The organism is Phycisphaerales bacterium, from assembly GCA_016699835.1.
In the GTDB taxonomy this organism is placed as follows: Bacteria; Planctomycetota; Phycisphaerae; order Phycisphaerales; family UBA1924.
Map to the genome: position 1 here is coordinate 2936214 of CP064987.1, position 19163 is coordinate 2955376.

Sequence of the window (19163 nt, forward strand, 5' to 3'; positions counted from 1 at the left end):
TGCGCGTCGTACGACTTGTTCCACTCGTCCTTTGAGGAAAGTTTCCATGTCCACCGCGGATCTCGGCGCGCTCACCGGCGCACCTCGTTCTGATTCCAACTCAGTGGTGCCCCGTCCGCCCAGACGATGGGCGACGCGCGTCCTCATCCCGGCGTCATTGCTGCTCGGGATGGCGGGTGTTCTTGCCTTCGCGGCACGGGGCACGCTTCTTCCGCCGCCGGGCGTGTGGGTCGCGCCGGTGGTACTTGTCGATCGTTCACCGACGCCGATCGCCGCGACTGGCGAGCCCGCGTCCGCGAAAGGCAAGCCGGCTGCGCTCGGCCCGGTGCTCGTGCAGGCGCCGGGGTGGATCGAGGCCGATCCGTATTCCACGACCGTGCCCGTGCTCGCCGAAGGATTCGTGCGCGAGGTGCTCGTGCTCGAGGGGGAGCGCGTCGAGATGGACCAGGTCGTCGCCCGCCTCATCGAGGATGACGCGAGGCTGGCGCTCGAGGGAGCAAGGGCCGAGCGTGATATGGCGAACGCCGAACTCTCGATCGCCCGGCGTGATGCCGATGTCGCCCAGGCAAGAGTTGACGAGGTCGTCGAGGATCGGCGTCGAAAGACACTCGCGGGTTCGGCGGCGGTCTCGGCCCTCGAGATCAGCCAACTCGAACTCCGCGAGCGCACTATGGAGCGAGAGGTGCTCGCCGCCCAGGCGCGTGTGGCGAGCATCGACGCGCGGCTGAAGTCCCGTCAGGTCGCGGTGGACGAGGCCGAACTCCGACTGAGCCGCATGGAGATCCGGGCCCCGATCACGGGTGTCGTCCAGACGCGCACGCTCGAGCCCGGCATGCGCGTGGGGATGCCCGAGCCGATGACGCGTGAATCGATGGGCACGGGGCAGATCCGTCTCTACGACCCAGCACGCATCCAGGCCCGCGTCGATGTCCCTATCGCTGATGCGGCCCGTGTGGGTATCGGTTCGCGAGCCGAAGTAATCTGCGAGGCACTCCCCAATCGAGCATTCCATGGCGAGGTCACGCGGATCGTGCACGAGGCCGACATCCAGCGCAACACGGTGCAGATGAAGGTCCGCATCCACGACCCAAACGAGATCCTCAAGCCCGAGATGCTCGTGCGGGTGCGTTTGTACTCCAGGGCGGCCGAGAGCGCCGATCGCCCGGCGTCCAACGCCAATCAACAGTTGCCAAATCCGCTCGCCTCAACCGTGAGCATCCCCGCCGGGGCCGTCGTGGACGGCAAGGCGGCGTGGGTCGTCATTCCGGGGAACCGCGCGGGAACGAGCGTCACGCGTCGGCGTGATATCACCTTCCAACAAACCACGCCCGCTTCGGGTGCCGTGAACGTGACTACGGGCTTGTCCATAGGCGATCGAGTCATCGTTGATCCTCCAACCACGCTCACCGAAGGCGCTCGCGTCCGCATCCTCGGCGAATGGACCGAGCAAACACATCAGTCCAAGGAGTCCACCCATGGCTCTCATTGAATGTCGCCAACTCACCAAGTCGTACTCCAAGGGCGACGCCACGATCACGCCCCTGAGCGGCGTGGACCTCGATGTCGAGGCCGGCGAGTTCCTCGCCCTCATGGGCCCTTCCGGAAGCGGGAAGACGACGCTCCTCAATCTCATCGCCGGGATCGACGTGCCGTCCTCTGGCTCGTTGAGGATCGGCGGGACGGAACTCGCGGGGCTAAGCCGCGGCAAACTCGCCGACTGGCGCCGCGACCACGTCGGATACATCTTCCAACTCTACAACCTCGTGCCGGTTCTCACGGCCTACGAGAACGTCGAACTCCCGATGCTGCTCCATTCGGTCTCGTCGCGCGAGCGTCACGAGCGCGTCTCGGCCGCCCTCTCGCTCGTGGGCATCGCCGACCGGCATGATCACTACCCGCGACAACTCTCGGGTGGACAGGAGCAGCGCGTCGCGATCGCGCGCGCGATCGTGACCAACCCGACCATCATCGTCGCCGACGAACCGACGGGGGATCTTGATGCCGAGTCTGCCGCGGCGATCATGGGCTTGCTCAAGCGACTGAACGAGGAACTCGGTCGCACCCTCATCATGGTGACGCACGACGCGAAATCGGCCCGTCATGCCTCTCGCCAACTCCACCTCGAGAAGGGACGCCTCATCGAGTCGTCCGAACCGCAGACCGCACTCGCCGGAGCCAGCGCATGATCCCCGCGAAACACATTCCCACGATTCTGAAGCAGGTTGTTCGTCATCGAACGCGCACGGCCCTCACCGTCGCCGGCGTCGCGGTCGCGATGTTCCTCTTTGTCGCAGTCCAATCGCTCCGCGATGGCGTCCATGCGGCGACACAGTCAGCATCAAGCGACACCAAACTCGTCGTCTATCGCCAGAACCGATTCTGCCCCGCAACCAGCCGCCTTCCCGAGAACTATGGCGATCGGATCGAGCGGATCGCGGGCGTCGCCGAGGTCGTCCCGATGAAGGTCGTTGTCAATAACTGCGGCGCAAGCCTGGACGTGGTCACCTTCCGGGGCGTCCCCGAGGATTCACTCCCGCTGATCTCCAAGTCCTGGCTCGTGCTCGAAGGCTCCATCGACGAGTGGAATCGCCGCTCCGACTCGGCGTTGGTCGGGGCACGCCTTGCCGAGCGTCGGGGCATTCGCGTCGGCCAGTCATTCGATGCCGCCGGCGTCACCGTCAACGTCGCGGGGATCATCGAGTCCGATGAGGCCCAGGATCAGAATGTCGCGTACGTCCATCTCCCCTTCCTCCAGCAGGCGGCCAAGGGAAGCACGCTGGGCATCGTGACGCAGTTTGCCGTCCGAGTCACTGATTCCTCGCAACTCGATTCCGTTGCGAAGCAGATCGACGAGGAGTTCAAAACCGACCAGGAGCCGACGCAGACCCGACCGGAGAAGGCCTTCGTCGCCCAGGCGGCGAGCGACGTGATCGCGATCGTTGGCTTCACGAGGTATCTTGGCTGGGCGTGCCTCGCCGCGGTCCTCGCGCTCGTCGCCAACTCGATCATCCTCAGCGTGCGTGATCGGGTGAAGGAGCACGCCGTTCTCCAGACGCTCGGCTATCGCCCTGGCCTCCTCGCCCGACTCGTGATTGTCGAGAGCGTGATCCTCTCGCTGCTCGGTGGGCTTGTGGGAACGGGCCTCGCGCTCGTCGTCGTGCGCTTCGGGCAGTTCACGCTCTCCAACGAGGGGCTGAGCATCCCGATCACCGCGCGTCCAGGCCTCGTCGCGCTCGGCCTGGGGATCTCGATCGTGGTAGGAGTGCTCGCGGGGCTGGTCCCCGCGTTCAGCGCGGGCCGACGCGATCTCGCGACCTGTTTCCGGGCCGTGTAAGAGGAGCCAGACGTGAGACGACTCCCACTCGACTATGCCGTCCGGAATCTGGGCCGATCGCACACGCGTCTCGCGCTCGCGGTGATCGGGAGCACGCTCGTCGCGCTCCTCACGCTCGCCGCGGGGGCCTTCGTCCGAGGCATGACGACCTCGCTGCAATCGACAGGCGGGGAGCACAATGTCATCATCGTCGGCACGGGGAGCGAAGAGTCCGTGGAACGCAGCGAGATCGGTGCACGAATCCCCGGTCTGATCGGCGCGTCGATCCAGGGAATCCAGTCCCGCGGCTCGACGTCCTACCTCTCTCCCGAGGTCTACGTGCAACTCATCATCGGCCCGGAGTCCGATCCTCAACGGCGCAGCCTTGCCGCAGTGCGCGGAGTCACGCCCACCGCCCTGCTCGTCCACTCCGGCGTGCGTCTCACCGAGGGCCGCTTCCCCCGCGCGGGCGAGGACGAGGTCATGCTCGGAGCGATGACCCACGTCCGCCTCGGCGTCCCGAGTGAGTCGATCGCCGTGGGAAAGTCGCTCATGCTCGAGGGTCGCCCATGGGAAATCGTCGGCACGTTCGATGCCTCGGGCACAATCATGCAGGCCGAGGTCTGGGCGCCGCTCACCGACATCAAGGAAGCCACGAAGCGAGAGACGATCTCCTGCGTGGTGATGACGCTCGATCCCGATCGCGCCGAGTTCGGCGATGTGGACTACTTCTGCCGCTCACGAATCGACCTCGAACTGAGCGCCATGCGCGAGTCCGAGTACTACGCCGGTCTCAGCCGCTTCTTCGCGCCGATCCGTTTCGTCGCGTGGGCGACGGCCGGCCTGATCGGGCTGGGCGGTCTGTTCGGCGGGCTGAACACGATGTACGCCGCCTTCGCCGCCCGCGTCCGAGAGGTCGGCATGCTCCAATCGCTGGGTTATCGACGCGGCGCTGTCGTACTGAGCCTCGTGCAGGAATCGGTGATTGCGGCGTCGGCGGGCGGCCTGTTCGCGTGCGTCGCGGGACTGCTCGTGCTCGATGGGCTGGCCGTACGATTCTCCATGGGCGCGTTCGGCCTGGTGGTCGACGAGTCCGTGCTCCTCGTCGGCCTCGGCGCCTCGCTGGTGCTGGGCATCGTCGGGGCGCTCCCACCCGCGTGGAAGTGTCTGACGCTCCCCATCCCCCAGGCTCTCAAAGGCGTCTAGTCCGGTTCATGTCAGCAGAGTTGCTCACCAAGGAACTTGACGACGATTCAATCGTCGAACCACAGATCACCGAAGGAGTCACCATGACCAAGCCCACGATCGCCATACTGCTCGCCGCCGTCTTCTTTCTGAGTGCCTGCGAGAAAGCCTCATCGCCGGCTCCCAAGCCTCAGCCCGCCGCGGCTCTCCCTGAGACCCTCATGCTCGCCAACGCTCCCAGCGACGCCAAGCCTGTCGAGGACGCCAAGTCCGCGGCCAAGGTGGGCGAGATCGTCACGATCTCCGGCAAGATCGGCGGCATGATGAAGCCCTTCGCCGAGGATCGCGCGGTCTTCACACTCGTCGGCCCTGGCATCCCCTCGTGCGCCGACACGCCAGGCGACACCTGCACCACTCCTTGGGATTACTGCTGCGAGACCAGCGAGGACATCGCCGCCCACGCCGCGACGATCAACGTCGTGGATGACAGCGGCAAGGTCATCAAGGCCACACTCAAAGGCGTCGGCGGCATGAAGGAACTCAGCACCGTCACCGTCGTCGGCAAAGTCCGAGCGATCGAGGGGGCCTCACTCGTGATCGATGCCCAGGGGATCTTCGTGGCCACCAAGTAGCCCCCGCTCTACACGCACTCCCATTCATGAGCAACAAAGACGCCCATCGCCGAACGCGTGACGACCATGCGCAGGAAACGGCACAGGACTATGTCGAGGCCGTCGCCGAGTTCTCGGCGTCGCGTGGGTGCTGCCGCGTGAAGGATCTCGCCTCGCGCTTCGGCGTGAGCCACGTCACGGTCACGCGGATCGTCAGTCGCCTCGTGCGTGAGGGGCTGCTCACGACCGAGCCGCATCGTCCCATCGAACTCACGCGCCGCGGCGGCGCGCTCGCCAAGCGTGCCCGCGAGCGGCACGACGCCGTCTACGCGTTCCTTGTCGCGATCGGGGTTCCGGCGACGGTCGCCGCCATCGACGCCGAGGGCATCGAGCACCACGCCAGCCCCAAGACGATCGCCCGCTTCCGAGCCATCACGCGGGCCAAGTCGCCCATTCCACGCCCGAAGTCAACCCCAGCACGCGTCCCCAGACCCACCCGAAAGGTCCATTAAGTCCGATGCACCCATGTCTCGCTGTGCCGTGTCCATTTCTGTAGCCGATGCTACATGTAGCCATGCCTACACTTGCACGACACGCCAGCGATCACGAGAGCCCTCCCATGAATCACTCACGCTCAGGAACGACACCCCGCCCCACAACACTGAGGCCCACGCGCCTCCAGGCCGATCTCATGAGTCGCATCTTCGTCCTCGTGTTCCCGCTGCTCTGCGCCGTGCTCCTCATCGCCTGTGACTCCCGCTCCAACTCACCCAACGCGGCCTCTTCCAACGCGCCCGTCGAGCACCGCCTTCCCAAGGTCGTCACCACCGTCGGCATGGTCACCGACATCGTCCGAGGCGTCGCGGGCGAACGCGCCCAGGTCGTCGGCCTCCTCGGAGAGGGCATCGACCCGCACCTCTACAAGCCCACCAGATCCGACATCCAGGAACTCATGGGCGCCGACATCATCTTCTACAACGGGCTGCTCCTCGAGGGCAAGATGACCGACGTCCTCGTCCGCGCCGCGAGCGCCGGGAGGCCCGTGCACGCCGTCACTGAACTCCTCGATGAGTCGGAACTCCTCGAGCCGCCGGCCTTCGCCGGCCACGTCGATCCCCACGTCTGGATGGACCCGCTCGCGTGGGCCAAGGCGGTCGAGGTCGTGCGCGATCGCCTCATCGAGCACGACCCCAAGGGCAAGCCCGTATTCGAGGCCAATGCTCAGCACATCATCGAGCAGATCCACGCCCTCCACAACTACGCGACCGCCGCGATCGCCACGATCCCCAAGGACAGTCGCGTCCTCATCACCGCCCACGACGCCTTCAACTACTTCGGCCGGCGCTACGACATCGAAGTCGTCGGCATCCAGGGCCTCTCCACCGAGTCCGAGGCCGGTGTGCAGGACATCGAGCGCCTCGTGAGCCTCATCGTCTCACGCCACGTCCCCGCGGTCTTCATCGAGTCCACCGTCTCCGAGCGCAACGTCAATGCTCTGATCGCCGGCGCCAAGGCCCAGGGACACGTCGTCCACATCGGCGGCACGCTCTACAGCGACGCCATGGGTCCGACTGGAACCTACGAGGGAACCTACCTCGGCATGATCGACCACAACGTCACCACCATCGTCCGAGCACTCGGCGGCGACGCCCCGATCGGCGGCTGGCAGGGGAAACTCAAAGAGGCCGCCGCGGGAGACTCGAAGTGACCCAACGCGAGACCACGGTCGCCACCGAACACTCACCCGAGTCACGCTCAACCCTCCCACCGGGTGCGGTTCCAACGCGCTCCATTCTCGACGCCCGCCCCGAACACTCAGCCCAGTCACCCGTCGCGATCCACGCGATGACGATCGCGTACAACAAAAAACCCGTCCTCTGGGATGTCGACTACGACGCCCCCGTGGGAGCCCTCGTCGCGATCGTCGGGCCCAACGGCGCCGGCAAGAGCACCCTCATCAAGGGCTGCCTCGGCATCGTCCCACGCGCCTCCGGCACCGTCGAGTTCTGGGGCGAGCCGCTCGCCGACGCCCGCGCCCGCATCGGCTATGTCCCCCAGCGTGAATCCGTCGATTGGGACTTTCCGGTATCGGCGCTCGACGTCGTCTGCATGGGTCGATACCGCAAGATTGGCTGGTTCCGCCGAGTCTCGCGCCAGCACAAGGACGCCGCTCGACACGCCCTCGAGCGCGTTGGCATGGCCGACTTCGCCGACCGCCAGATCAGCCAACTCTCGGGTGGGCAGCAGCAACGCGTCTTCCTCGCTCGCGCCCTCGCCCAGGAGGCCGATCTCTACTTCATGGACGAGCCGTTCGCCGGCGTCGATGCCGCCACCGAGCGTGCGATCATCGAGGTCCTCCGCGAACTCCGCGCCCAGGGCAAGACCGTCATCTGTGTCCACCACGATCTCCAGAGCGTCCCGGAATACTTCGACCACGCGCTCCTCCTCAACATGCGCGTCGTCGCCGCGGGGCCCGTCGACCAGGTCTTCACGCCGCAGAATCTCCACCGCACCTACGGCGGCCGCCTCACGCTCCTCGCCGACGCCGCCGAAGCCGTCGCAAAGGCGGGCGTGGGCAGCACCGGAAGCAGTGGGGGCACAAACCGGTGACGCCCACGTTGGCCAATCTCAGTGACGCGGTCTCGCCCGATCAAGGCTCCCTCGCACGCGTGACGCAATGGCCCACGCTCCACGATGCGCTCAGTGTCCTCACCTTCCGCGCCGGGTACAACACCAATCTCGTCATCGCCGGCACGATGCTCCTCGGGCTCGCCGCCGGGCTCGTCGGTGTCCTCGCCCTCATGCGCAAGCGTTCCCTCATGGCCGACACGCTCAGCCACGCCTCACTCCCCGGGATCGCCCTCGCTTTCATCCTCGCCACCACGCTCGGCGTCAACGCCAAAAGCCTCCCGCTGCTCATGACAGGCGCCGCGATCACCGGCGTCCTCGGCGTCCTCGCCGTCCAATGGCTCAAGACACGCACGCGCCTGAAGGAAGACGCCTGCCTCGGCGCCATCCTCAGCACCTTCTTTGGGTTTGGCATCGTCCTCCTAAGCATCGTCCAGACCATGCGAGCAGGTAACGCCGCGGGCCTTCCTCGATTCATCTATGGCCAGACCGCCGCCATGCTCCCCGCCGACGCGATCCTCATGTCCGCCATCGCCGGCCTCTCCATCGTCGCGGTCCTCCTGCTCAGCAAGGAGTTCGCCGTCGTCGCCTTTGACGACGAGTTCTCGCTCGTGCAGGGCTGGCCCGTCTCACGCCTCGATCTCGCGATGATGGCCCTCATCGTCCTCGTCACCGTCTCGGGTCTCCAGGCCGTCGGCCTCATCCTCGTCGTTGCGATGCTCATCATCCCCCCCGTCGCCGCGAGGTTCTGGACCGATCGACTCTGGCTCCTCTTCGTCCTCGCGGCCTGCTTCGGCACGCTCAGCGGCTATCTCGGCTCCTCTATCTCCGCCCTCTTCCCGGGCAAGCCCGCCGGGAGCGTCATCGTCCTGACCTCGGGCGTGCTCTTCCTCGTCAGCATGATCGCAGCGCCTCGTCGTGGCGTGGTTGCCGGACTCGTGCGCCGCATTCGCCTCCGCCTCCGCTTCGAGGTCGATCACGTCTGCGAGGCCGCCTACGAGCGCTCCCTCGAGTCCGATCGACCCGTGCTGACCCACGCCACGCTCCAGGACTTGACCAAGACCCGAGGCCTCGACCCGTTCACCCGTGCCGCTGTGGCAACGGCGCTTCGCACACGCCATTACGTTCGCTCCACACCCGCCGGCCTGGAGCCAACCCCAGCCGCACTCGCCCGCGGCGCCCGCGTCTATCGCAACCATCGCCTCTGGGAGCAGTACCTCATCACCCACGCCGACATCGCCCCGTCCCACGTCGACTGGTCCGTCGATCAGGTCGAGCACGTCCTCTCCGCGGATCTCATCCGCCAACTCGAAGACGCCCTCGGCCAGGACGGCATCGATCTCCGCACTCCCACACCAACCATCGGAGCCGCCCCATGAGCGACTCCATCTTCCAGTTCATCACCCTCGATCTCTTCCCGCTCCTCGCGGCGACGCTGGCCTCCCTCGTCTGCGCGCTCCTGGGCAACTATCTCGTCCTCCGCCGCCAGAGCATGATGGGCGATGCGATCTCCCATGCCGTCCTCCCCGGCCTCGTCGTCGCCTTCCTCATCACCCAGCAGCGTCTCCCGATTCCCATGTTCCTCGGTGCCGCCGTCGCGGGGCTTGTCACCGTGATCCTCATCGAACTCGTTCGCAAACTCGGGCGCGTCGAGCCGGGGGCCGCGATGGGCGTCGTTTTCTCCGTCCTCTTCGCCTTCGGCGTTCTCCTGCTCTCGAGCGATCGCATGCGCAGCGTCGATCTCGACGCCGACTGCGTCCTCCATGGCGTCCTCGAAGGCCTCACGCTCAACCTCCCGCACGACACGCCCCACACATGGGGCGGCATCTTCTCACTCTCCAACCTCGCTCACATCCCACGCCCCGTCGTCACGCTCCTCGTCGTGCTCCTGATCTCATCCACCTGCGTCGCGATTCTCTTCAAGGAGTTCCGCCTCGCCGCCTTCGATCCCGCCCTCGCCACGGCACAAGGCTTCCGCGCCGGCGCGCTCCACATGCTCCTCATGGCCCTCGTCGCCGCAGCCACCGTCGCATCCTTCGAGGCCGTCGGCTCCATTCTCGTCATCGCCATGCTTATCTGCCCTCCGGCCGCCGCACGCCTCCTCACCGATCGCCTCAACACACAAATCTGGGCAAGCCTCGTTCTCGCTCTCACGTCCGCGGTATCGGGCTACGCCAGCGCCATCTACATTCCCAGCGCCATGGGCCGCGACTCCGTCAGCGTCGCCGGATCCATCGCCGTGGCCAGCGGCCTCATCCTCGCCCTCGCCGCACTCTTCGCGCCCACGCATGGTGTCCTCGCCCGCACGCTCCGTCAGAAGCGACTCACGCGCGAGATTGCCCTCGACGACCTTCTCGCCATGCTCTACCGCGCCAAGGAGATCGAGGCCGAGCCACTTTCGGTCGCCTCTCTCGGTTTCGCGGCAGAACCCAGGACACTCGCCATCGCGCGCCAGGCCGATCTCATCGCTCTCGCCAACGATCGAGTCACGCTCACGCCATCCGGTCTCGATCGCGCCCGGAATCTCGTCCGAACCCACCGCCTCTGGGAGACCTACCTCGTCGACGAGGCCGGCCTCGCCCCCGACCACGTCCACGACATCGCCGAAAAACTCGAACACACGAATCTCACACCTCCAGATGCCGAACACGACCCCCACGGGCGTCGTATTCCCTCAGAATGACGTGTATGTTCAATATGCGAACAAAATAAGAACGAGTCTGGCATGGGTTGCTCAACCGACTTATCGCCCCACATCTCTGCAACCGCCCCCAACATCCACCGCATCCCTCGCTTGCATTCAACCGAAGACTCTGATAGTGTGTATGTCGTCTACTCGTGGGTTCTTTGGGCGTCTCTCAGCGCCTAGGGGTTCGGCCAGCGCATTCCGCCTCGCCGATTGTCGTTCGGAGGTCATCATGAAGATGCGTTCGTTGGCTCTCAAGCGTCATGGATTCACGCTCATCGAGTTGCTCGTGGTCATCGCGATCATCGCGCTCCTCATCAGCCTTCTCCTCCCCGCGCTCAGCAAGGCCAAGGTCGTCGCCAAAACGCTGAAAGAGCAAGCCATCGGCCACGAGATGGTCGTCGCCTCCGCCGGATACCAATCCGACTCCAAGGACAAGATCCTCCCCGGCGGCTGCCACTGGGCCTGGAACCATGCCCCCGCCAATCGATACAGCATCTTCCCCGGCGATCCGTGGAACACCCGCCGTCGCCTCGAAGGGTCCATCACCAAGGCCTGGACCCTCTACTACCTCGCCTGGAACACCTTCCCCCTCGAAGGCATCCAGATCGACAAGGCCACTTTTATCGCGTTCAACTCACGTGCGAACACCGGCTTCGCCGCCGCAGGTGGTTTCTGGCAATACGGCTCGACCGAGGCCGCCGGTGCGTTCGCCTGGCACCCCTCGCTCGGTATGAACACCACGTACTACGGCGGTAACTACTCCTTCGGTGCGTTCCGCGGCCAGAGCGCTCCCGTGACCAACCCACCCGATCTGAACTCTGGATACGGCAACCCCACTCCCGCTGGCAACCCACGAGCCTCCGGTGGCCAGTTCTACGTCCAGCGCGGCGCCGATGTCCGTTACCCCAGCACCATGCTCCAGTTCGCCTCCGCTCGCGGCGGTGACATTCAGTCCGGCGGCGCCTTCTGGGGCTATGGCCAGACGATTCCCAACTCCGGCGTTATCCGCCCCGGCTACTACACCGTCTCCGCCCCCGTCGCCTCGCCCTATGCCCGCGGTGGGTTCAACGCCGCATACACCCTCGCCAACGCCTGGAACCCCTCCAACAAGTTCAACCCCGCCGCCGTCGCCGGCACCTGGGGCATGATGGACATGCGCTACGAAGGCAAGGCCGTCACCGCCATGGTCGATGGGCATGTCGAGATGCAGAACCTCGAGCAACTCCGCGACATGCGCAAGTGGTCCAACGTCGCCACCAGCGCCAACTGGACCTTCCCAACCTCGGCCGCCCAGATCAACTGGTAAGCCGTCGTCAATCCCAACGCACTCATGAGCAACCGGCCCGAACTCGGGCCGGTTGTTTTTTCCTCTGGAGGCTAAAGACGACCGAGGGAACGCCGCTGTCCCAGACCGCGTCCCTGAGGCCATTCACACATTCTGGAATCCATCCGCAACCCGCTCGCAACCGCCTGACTCCCGTCCCTGTACGCTTCTTCGTCGTGTCGGCTTGACGACTCGCCACCACCGGAGACGCTCGCATGTCCTCCCCTCGCCGCGCCCTCACGCTCCTCGAAGTCCTCGTCGCCCTCGCGGTCCTCATCCTGTTCCTCGCCACGGCCTTCCCCGCGCGCCGCGCCACGCTCGACGCCGCCAGCGCCGCGCGCGAACTCGCCGCCGCCAAGGACCAACTCATCGCCCTGCGGTCCTACGCCAGTGACAACCGAGGCCGCATCATGCCCTCCGCCGCCCACTGGGCCTGGGTCCACCAGCCCGAATCCGCCTACAGCCTCTTCCCGCGCAATCCCTGGAACACATCGCGTCGCATGAGCGGCAGCGAGGTCAAGGTCTGGACGCTCCACCTCATGGGCGCCGGATATCTCCGCCCCGAGACCTTCGTCGTCGATCGCGCCACACGCAACGTCTTCGATGCACGCTCGCCGCTCCCCCAAACCGTCTCCGCCAATATCGAGTCCTACACCATCTCCTCGCGCCAAACCGCCTACGCCTGGCACCCCACCCTCGGCATGAACGCCGCATACGTCGGCGGAGCCTACGTCTTCGGCGCCTTCCGAGGCCAAACCTCCGGCGGCAGCAGCCCCTTCGGAAACCCCGCGCCCGCCCCCAACCCCCGCACCTCAGGCGGTCAGTTCTACGTCCAGTCCTTCGACGCCATCAAACGCCCCAGCCAACTCATCATCTTCGCTTCCGCCCGCGCCGGCGACGTGATCAATGGCGGCGCCTTCTGGAACTACGGTGCCGCCATCCCCAACTCCGGCACAATCCGCCCCGGCCACTGGGCCGTCCTCCCGCCCGCCGCCTCGCCCAATGGACGCGGCTCATACTCCCAGCCCTACTCCCTCGCCAACGCCTGGATCTCCTCCAACACCTACAACCCCGCCCAAATCCCCGGCGCCTGGGGCATGATGGACCTGCGCCACGACAACCACGCCGTCACCGTCACCGCCGATGGCCACGCCGAACTCCAGACCCTCGAGCAACTCCGCGACATGCGGAAGTGGTCCAACGTCGCGAACAAGCCCAACTGGACCTTCCCGACGAACATCCGCCAGATCCAGTGGTGATCTCCCGGTCGTATGCCAAGCGAGACATCACACATCGTCGCGCGGTTGTTCATGCAACTGATCACACGATGTTCGCGCTGAATGGAATCAATAATTCCGATCGCCTCCTGCAACCGTCACAAACACGGCCCGGTATAACCTCGTATCGAGGCGCCCGTTCGGGTAACAAGGCCTCGCGGTGCATTCGCACAACTGAATACATGCAGGAGAATCTCATGTCCCTCATCCGCCGCGGCTTCACACTCATCGAACTTCTCGTCGTCATCGCCATCATCGCTCTCCTCATCAGCCTGCTCCTCCCCTCGTTCGCCGCCGCCAAGACCACGGCCAAATCGCTCAAGGAGCAGGGCGTTGCCCACCAGATGGTTACGGCATCAGTTGCGTACCAGTCGGACTCAAAGGACATGATCCTTCCCGGAGGATGTCACTGGTCTTGGAACCACGCTCCGGCGAACAGGTACAGTTTGCTCCCTTCTGATCCATGGAATCCTCGCCGTCGTCTCATGGGCTCCATCACGAAGATCTGGGTCATGCACTTTGTGTCGTGGAACTCGTTTCCGTTGGAATCAGTCCAACTGGACAAGGCTACATATTTGAACTTTCTCTCACGGCCTGTCTATGGATATTTCTCGTCAGACATGAACTACAGCACATATTTGATGGATGAAAGTCTGAGTGCATTCGCCTGGCATCCATCACTCGGCATGAACACGGTGTATTACGGTGGTAACTATTCTTTCGGTGCGTTCCGTGGGCAGGGGCCCTCGATAGACGATCAAAACTCGGATTTGTACTCGCCCTATGGAAACCCGACTCCGGCTGGTAACCCAAAGATCTCTGGCGGGCAGTTCTACGTCCAGCGAGGTGCCGATGTCCGGTATCCAAGCACAATGCTCGAGTTCGCTTCGTCCCGAGGTGGAGATGTGGCGACCGGTGCAGGTTGGTCGTACGGCGAAGCCATTCCCAACTCGGGTGTGATTCGCCCCGGGTACTACACAGTACTTCCACCCACGATGTCACCATATCACAGAGGTGGATTCCGGCAGGCCTACACGCTAGCAAATCGCTGGTACCCCTCCAACAATTTCAACCCCTCCGCCGTTGCCGGCACCTGGGGCATGATGGACATGCGCTACCATAACAAGGCCGTCACCGCCATGGTCGATGGGCACGTCGAGATGCAGTCCCTCGAGCAACTCCGCGACATGCGCAAGTGGGCCAACATGGCCGACCGGGCCGATTGGACCTTTCCCACAAACGCCAGCCAGATCACATGGTGAACGGCTGATTTCTACGTCAGTCACCCCCGGTCAAGCGCGTACCCTCCCCCGCATGACCGACTTCCTCGCCGAACTTGAATGGCGGGGCCTGCTCCATCAGGCCTCCGATCCCGTCGCCATCCGCACCCACCTCGCCTCGGCGCAGCGCCGGGCCTACTGCGGCTTCGATCCCACCGCCGACTCGCTCACCATCGGCAACCTCGTCCCCATCCTCCTCCTCGCCCGCTTCCAACGCTGCGGCCACCAGCCCATCGTCCTCGCCGGCGGCGGCACAGGACTCATCGGCGACCCCAGCGGCAAGTCCGCCGAGAGGCAACTCCTGACCCGCGAGCGCGTCGCCAGCAACGTCGCCTCCATCAAGCGCATCTTCGAGCGCGCTATCGACTTCTCGCCCGCGTCCAAGAACGCCGCGATCCTCGTCGACAACGCCGACTGGCTCTTGAAACTCACCTACCTCGACGCCCTGCGTGACGTCGGCAAGCACTTCTCCGTCAACGCGATGATCCAGAAGGACTCGGTCCGCGATCGCCTCCACAACCGCGATCAAGGCATCAGTTACACCGAGTTCAGTTACATGATCCTCCAGGCCTACGACTTCCTCCACCTCCACAAGTCCCTCGGCGTCACCATCCAACTCGGCGGGAGCGACCAGTGGGGCAACATGACCGCCGGCACCGACCTCATCCGAAAGACCCATGCCGCCGAGCACGCCGATCAGGCCGAGCGTGAGCACGCCTTCGTCATCACCACGCCCCTCATCACCAAGGCCGACGGCGGGAAGTTCGGCAAGACCGAGACCGGCGCCATCTGGCTCACCGCCGATCGCACCAGCCCCTTCGCCTTCTACCAGTTCTGGCTCAACTCCGCCGACGCCGACATCCCCAAGTTTCTGCGGACGTTCACGTTCCTCTCGCGCCCCGACATCGAATCGCTCGAAGCCTCGCACGCGCAGAACCCCGGCGAGCGGGCCGCCCATCGCGCCCTCGCGCGGCACATGACCGAGATGCTCCACGGCACCACCGAGGCCGATCACGCCGAGAGCGCCGCCAAAGCGCTCTTCTCGGGCGAGATCGCGGGCCTCTCCGAGAAGACCCTCCGCGAGGTGCTCTCCACAGTCCCCGCAAGCACACACCCACGATCGCAACTCGAGAGTGGTGGTGGTAGCGGGGGAGTGGTGCTGCTGGATCTGCTCGTGACGACCGCGCTCGCCAAGAGCAAGCGCGAGGCGCGCGAGTTCCTCCAGGCTGGATCCGTTACGATCAATGGCAAAAAGGCCGAGCCGGACACGACGCTCTCAACCAAAGACCTCCTCCACGGCAGCATGATCGCGCTCCGCCGCGGCAAGAAGCAATGGCATCTCACGACGTGGGAGTAACGCCGATTCGAAATCGATGAGTTGTGGTCGGGAATACCGCGCACGACGCGGCGAGTAGATTCTAGCGCGTCGGGCAAGCGCTCCGTCCGAGATGTGCAAATCTCGCAAAGACTCACGAAAACAGCCCCGTTTTCGTCGATGACCGCTGTCAATCTCCCGCACGCGCTGGACCGACTCCAGGTCCCCACCAATCCTTGGGACTGGCGCGGACGGACCCACGCCATCGATTCGACTGTCCACCGAGGAACCTTCGTGTCCCAGTTCCACGACCCAACCCGCCCCAACGCCTTCACGCCCCGGCCCATGCCGGTCCCCAAGCCACTTCCCGCCAACCCGCGCCGTGTGCGTGGTGGCGTGAAACTCACCCAGAGCGAAGGCGTCGGTGATCCCGCCGCCGGCTGGGCCTCGCAGCGCTGGTCACGTCTCATCGAGGACGCCGCCGAGGGGGCCGCGCTCCGCGAGGGGCTGGAATACGCGAAACTCGGACAAACCAAGCGCCTCACGATCGAGCCAGGCCGACTCGATGCCGTCGTGCAGGGTCGCGCGCCACGCGCATACGTGACACGCATCACCATCCCCACGCTCGACGCCGAGCAATGGACCAAGGCCATCGGCGCGCTCGCCGACAGCGCGATGTACGCCGCCAAGATCCTCTCCGGCGAGGTCCCGCCCAGCATCGAGGATCTCTTCATCCCGCTCGGCTTCCGACTCCTCCCCGCTTCCGCCGCGGACCTCGGCGTGACATGCACCTGCACCATCGCTGGCCCTCCGGGTGGCCCGCCGCCGCCACCGCCCGGCGGTCTGTGGTGCAAGCACGCCTGCTGTGTCGCGCACCTCTTCGCCGCGCGCCTCTCGACAGACCCGTTCCTCGCGTTCCTCCTTCGCGGCCTGGAGCGTGAGGATCTCACCGATCGATTGCTCCACCGACGTGCCGCCTCGCAGGCCGGTCATGGCACCGTGCCCGTCTACGTCCAACGCGTCACCGGCGCCTCCGAGATGCCCCCGCCGGCCTTCGACCAGAACCTCGACCACTTCTGGGAGATGCCCCAGCCCCTCGACGCGATCGAGATCCCCATCGAGCCGCCCCCGGTCAGCCACCCGCTCCTGCGCCGCCTTGGCCCAAGCCCATTCCTAAATGCCGCCTTCCCCCTCGTGGGACTCCTTGCCAGTTGCTACGAACGAATCAGCGAGGACGCTCTCTCCGAACCGTCGCCCGAAACGCCAGCGGAGTCACCCGATTCTGATCCCGACATAGACGACGAGTCCCCCCAAACACCCACCGATTGACTCGGCCGCCCGACCACCTACACTCTCCCCGCTTGGAGCCGACCGTGACGGACGCGAGTGCAATCTCGCCGAGGCACGGCAGGGGCGAAGACCATCGCGGCGATGGGTCGTCCAGCTCCGCTCAAATGCCCACACCGATTCGTTCGGGTGGGCCGTAGAGCACCAAGCCGCGGCGTATCGCCCCAGCCCATCATGTGACCTAGAGGTCACATTCTTGGACGCTCCGGGTGCGTGAGACCGCGTTCGACGGTCCCTCACGCACCGCCCTCCGCACCCGCGGCGGGCCCAACCCCAGGAGTTGTTCCGAGTTCGGCGCCATCCATCACTGGTCGATGGTGTAATCGGCAGCACAGCAGATTTTGGTTCTGTTAGTCCTGGTTCGAGTCCAGGTCGACCAGTTTTCTGCCGTGGGCACCAGCGGCGCCACCCAACTCGGGGCCGAGCATGACTCGCCCTCTCCACGCCATCATCCTCGCCGCGGGCAAGGGCACTCGGATGAAATCCGACCTGCCCAAGGTCGTGCATCCGGTGGGCGGTCGGCCGATGGTGTGCGCCGTGGTCGATGCGTGCATCGCCGCGGGTTGCGCGCGCATCGTCGCCATCGTGGGGTACAAGCAGGAGGCCGTGCGCGAGGCGCTCGCGTCGTATGGCCCGCGCGTCGAGTTTGCCGTTCAGGGGGAGCAACTCGGGACGGGGCACGCGGTGCAGATGGCCTCGCCGATGCTTGGCGGCGATCGGGCGTCGGATTGTCTTGTGCTCTGTGGCGATGGGCCGCTGATTCGATCTTCGACCATCGCGAAGGTCATGGATCGGCACCGTTCGGCCAACGCTTCGGCCACGCTCGCGACCGCCGTGATCGACGATCCCACGGGGTACGGGCGCATCGTGCGTGACTCAAAGGGCCGCTTTCAGGCGATCGTTGAGCAGAAGAACGCCACGCCGGAGCAACTCAAGGTCCGCGAGGTCAACCCGAGTTACTACTGCTTCCACACGGGCGATCTCTTCGACAGCCTGGGGAAGGTGACGCGGAACGCGCTGACGGGCGAGTACTACCTGACGGATGTGCCGGCGCTCCTGCTCGGGTCGGGCAAGCGAGTCGAGGTGATCGAGGCCGTTCCGCCCGAGGATGTGCTCTCGATCAACACGCTGGATGATCTGGGCGTGGTCGATCGGTTGTTCCGCGCCCGCACGGGCGTCACTGGAGGCAAGGCATGAGCAGGAACTCTCGGGAGATGAAGATCTTCGCGGGGCGGTCCAGCCATGCGCTCGCCACACGTGTGTGCAATCTGATGGGCGTGGCGATGGGTGCCGCGCGCGTCGTGTCGTTCCCCGATGGCGAGTTGATCGTGAAACTCGACGAGGACGTGCGCGGGCGTGACTGCTATGTGATCCTCTCGACGTGCGAGCCGGTGAACGACACGCTGATGGAACTCCTGGTCTACATCGACTGCTTGCGTCGCGCCAGCGCCGACCGGGTCTCGGTGGTGATCCCGTATTTCGGCTACGCGCGCCAGGACCGCAAGGACGAGGGACGCGTGCCGATCACGGCGAAACTCGTGGCGAATCTCATCACGGCGGCCGGCGCGTCGCGCGTGCTGGCGATCGACCTCCATGCCGCCCAGATCCAGGGGTTCTTCGACATCCCCGTCGATCACCTCTCGGCGACGCCCGTCTTCGTCGATTACTTCCTGCAGAAACGATCCGAACTGGGCGATCTGTGCCTGGTCAGCCCGGACGTGGGCAACGTCAAGGTCGCCGAGAGCATGGCGAACCTGCTTTCGGGCGATCTGGCGATCATCAACAAGCGGCGTCTCTCGGGCTCGACGGTCACGACGGGGAACCTCATCGGCAGCGTCGAGGGGAAGACCGTCCTGATGTTCGATGACATGATCTCGACCGCGGGGACGGTGGTTGAGGCGGCGAAACTGGTGATGGATCGCGGGGCGCGCCAGGTGATCGCCGCCGCCACGCATCCGGTGCTCGTGGGTCCGGCCGTCGAACGGCTGAAGAACGGTCCGATCAGCAAGGTGGTCGTGTGCAACACGATCCCCCTAACGCCGCAGCGTCGCGAACTCGGAGAGAAACTGGTCGAACTGTGCGTGGGGTCGCTTTTGGCGCAGGCGATCTACCGCATCCACAACAACGAGTCGGTCAGCGCCCTGTTCACGAAGACCGCGGGGGTCAAGCGATAGCGATCGCCAGCCCGTCGCGA

17 protein-coding genes and 1 tRNA gene are annotated in these 19163 nt (G+C 65.3%); all 18 read left to right on the forward strand.

Annotation, left to right across the window (positions count from 1 at the left end; all coding sequences use genetic code 11):
- The first annotated feature begins 46 nt into the window (after positions 1-46).
- The 18 genes from IPK69_12155 to IPK69_12240 all read left to right on the forward strand — a co-directional run bounded on the left by IPK69_12155 (position 47) and on the right by IPK69_12240 (position 19143).
- The gene (locus tag IPK69_12155) at positions 47-1489 is read left to right on the forward strand and encodes an efflux RND transporter periplasmic adaptor subunit (protein ID QQS08724.1); all 1443 of its coding nucleotides are present in this window, start codon (positions 47-49) and stop codon (positions 1487-1489) included.
- Positions 1476-2186, forward strand: coding sequence for an ABC transporter ATP-binding protein (locus IPK69_12160; protein QQS08725.1), 711 nt, complete (start codon positions 1476-1478; stop codon positions 2184-2186). Before IPK69_12155 ends, IPK69_12160 begins: the two co-directional genes overlap by 14 nt.
- Entirely contained in the window at positions 2183-3334 is a 1152-nt protein-coding gene (locus IPK69_12165) for an ABC transporter permease (protein QQS08726.1), read from the forward strand. The genes IPK69_12160 and IPK69_12165 overlap by 4 nt, the downstream gene beginning before the upstream one ends.
- 12 nt (positions 3335-3346) lie before the next feature.
- Complete coding sequence (locus tag IPK69_12170; GenBank protein QQS08727.1) at positions 3347-4519, forward strand: ABC transporter permease; 1173 nt, start codon at positions 3347-3349, stop codon at positions 4517-4519.
- Positions 4520-4602: 83 nt separating this feature from the next.
- Complete coding sequence (locus IPK69_12175) at positions 4603-5130, forward strand: hypothetical protein (GenBank protein ID QQS08728.1); 528 nt, start codon at positions 4603-4605, stop codon at positions 5128-5130.
- A 26-nt stretch (positions 5131-5156) separates the two neighbouring features.
- The gene (locus tag IPK69_12180) at positions 5157-5621 is read left to right on the forward strand and encodes a MarR family transcriptional regulator (GenBank protein QQS08729.1); all 465 of its coding nucleotides are present in this window, start codon (positions 5157-5159) and stop codon (positions 5619-5621) included.
- Between the two features lie 179 nt (positions 5622-5800).
- Entirely contained in the window at positions 5801-6817 is a 1017-nt protein-coding gene (locus IPK69_12185; protein QQS10480.1) for a zinc ABC transporter substrate-binding protein, read from the forward strand.
- Positions 6818-6954: 137 nt separating this feature from the next.
- Positions 6955-7719, forward strand: coding sequence for a metal ABC transporter ATP-binding protein (locus tag IPK69_12190; protein ID QQS08730.1), 765 nt, complete (start codon positions 6955-6957; stop codon positions 7717-7719).
- Positions 7720-7865: 146 nt separating this feature from the next.
- Complete coding sequence (locus IPK69_12195; GenBank protein QQS10481.1) at positions 7866-9116, forward strand: metal ABC transporter permease; 1251 nt, start codon at positions 7866-7868, stop codon at positions 9114-9116.
- Positions 9113-10420 carry a metal ABC transporter permease gene (locus tag IPK69_12200; protein ID QQS08731.1) on the forward strand — a complete coding sequence of 436 codons (1308 nt, stop codon included), beginning with the start codon at positions 9113-9115 and terminating at the stop codon, positions 10418-10420. The genes IPK69_12195 and IPK69_12200 overlap by 4 nt, the downstream gene beginning before the upstream one ends.
- A 235-nt stretch (positions 10421-10655) precedes the next feature.
- Entirely contained in the window at positions 10656-11732 is a 1077-nt protein-coding gene (locus IPK69_12205) for a prepilin-type N-terminal cleavage/methylation domain-containing protein (GenBank protein QQS08732.1), read from the forward strand.
- Positions 11733-11965: 233 nt separating this feature from the next.
- Positions 11966-13009, forward strand: a complete 1044-nt coding sequence (locus IPK69_12210; GenBank protein ID QQS08733.1) for a prepilin-type N-terminal cleavage/methylation domain-containing protein — start codon at positions 11966-11968, stop codon at positions 13007-13009.
- 215 nt (positions 13010-13224) lie between these two features.
- Positions 13225-14289, forward strand: coding sequence for a prepilin-type N-terminal cleavage/methylation domain-containing protein (locus IPK69_12215; GenBank protein QQS08734.1), 1065 nt, complete (start codon positions 13225-13227; stop codon positions 14287-14289).
- A 52-nt stretch (positions 14290-14341) separates the two neighbouring features.
- The gene (locus IPK69_12220; GenBank protein QQS08735.1) at positions 14342-15664 is read left to right on the forward strand and encodes a tyrosine--tRNA ligase; all 1323 of its coding nucleotides are present in this window, start codon (positions 14342-14344) and stop codon (positions 15662-15664) included.
- Positions 15665-15916: 252 nt separating this feature from the next.
- Positions 15917-16951 (forward strand): hypothetical protein, encoded by a 1035-nt coding sequence (locus IPK69_12225; protein QQS08736.1) that lies wholly within the window; start codon positions 15917-15919, stop codon positions 16949-16951.
- Positions 16952-17277: 326 nt separating this feature from the next.
- Positions 17278-17349 (forward strand) — tRNA-Gln (locus IPK69_12230).
- Positions 17350-17395: 46 nt separating this feature from the next.
- On the forward strand, positions 17396-18166 hold the full coding sequence (locus tag IPK69_12235; GenBank protein QQS08737.1) for an NTP transferase domain-containing protein: 771 nt from the start codon (positions 17396-17398) through the stop codon (positions 18164-18166).
- Positions 18163-19143, forward strand: a complete 981-nt coding sequence (locus IPK69_12240) for a ribose-phosphate pyrophosphokinase (GenBank protein QQS08738.1) — start codon at positions 18163-18165, stop codon at positions 19141-19143. The genes IPK69_12235 and IPK69_12240 overlap by 4 nt, the downstream gene beginning before the upstream one ends.
- Positions 19144-19163: the final 20 nt, after the last annotated feature.

What these genes read in the sequence shown, in the direction of transcription:
- IPK69_12195 (QQS10481.1), top strand. Translation starts at nt 7,866, where the DNA reads ATGCTCCTCGGGCTCGCCGCCGGGCTCGTCGGTGTCCTCGCCCTCATG.
- IPK69_12205 (QQS08732.1), top strand. Translation starts at nt 10,656, where the DNA reads ATGAAGATGCGTTCGTTGGCTCTCAAGCGTCATGGATTCACGCTCATC.
- IPK69_12175 (QQS08728.1), top strand. Translation starts at nt 4,603, where the DNA reads ATGACCAAGCCCACGATCGCCATACTGCTCGCCGCCGTCTTCTTTCTG.
- IPK69_12235 (QQS08737.1), top strand. Translation starts at nt 17,396, where the DNA reads ATGACTCGCCCTCTCCACGCCATCATCCTCGCCGCGGGCAAGGGCACT.
- IPK69_12200 (QQS08731.1), top strand. Translation starts at nt 9,113, where the DNA reads ATGAGCGACTCCATCTTCCAGTTCATCACCCTCGATCTCTTCCCGCTC.
- IPK69_12165 (QQS08726.1), top strand. Translation starts at nt 2,183, where the DNA reads ATGATCCCCGCGAAACACATTCCCACGATTCTGAAGCAGGTTGTTCGT.
- IPK69_12240 (QQS08738.1), top strand. Translation starts at nt 18,163, where the DNA reads ATGAGCAGGAACTCTCGGGAGATGAAGATCTTCGCGGGGCGGTCCAGC.
- IPK69_12190 (QQS08730.1), top strand. Translation starts at nt 6,955, where the DNA reads ATGACGATCGCGTACAACAAAAAACCCGTCCTCTGGGATGTCGACTAC.
- IPK69_12215 (QQS08734.1), top strand. Translation starts at nt 13,225, where the DNA reads ATGTCCCTCATCCGCCGCGGCTTCACACTCATCGAACTTCTCGTCGTC.
- IPK69_12185 (QQS10480.1), top strand. Translation starts at nt 5,801, where the DNA reads ATGAGTCGCATCTTCGTCCTCGTGTTCCCGCTGCTCTGCGCCGTGCTC.
- IPK69_12210 (QQS08733.1), top strand. Translation starts at nt 11,966, where the DNA reads ATGTCCTCCCCTCGCCGCGCCCTCACGCTCCTCGAAGTCCTCGTCGCC.
- IPK69_12220 (QQS08735.1), top strand. Translation starts at nt 14,342, where the DNA reads ATGACCGACTTCCTCGCCGAACTTGAATGGCGGGGCCTGCTCCATCAG.
- IPK69_12160 (QQS08725.1), top strand. Translation starts at nt 1,476, where the DNA reads ATGGCTCTCATTGAATGTCGCCAACTCACCAAGTCGTACTCCAAGGGC.
- IPK69_12155 (QQS08724.1), top strand. Translation starts at nt 47, where the DNA reads ATGTCCACCGCGGATCTCGGCGCGCTCACCGGCGCACCTCGTTCTGAT.
- IPK69_12180 (QQS08729.1), top strand. Translation starts at nt 5,157, where the DNA reads ATGAGCAACAAAGACGCCCATCGCCGAACGCGTGACGACCATGCGCAG.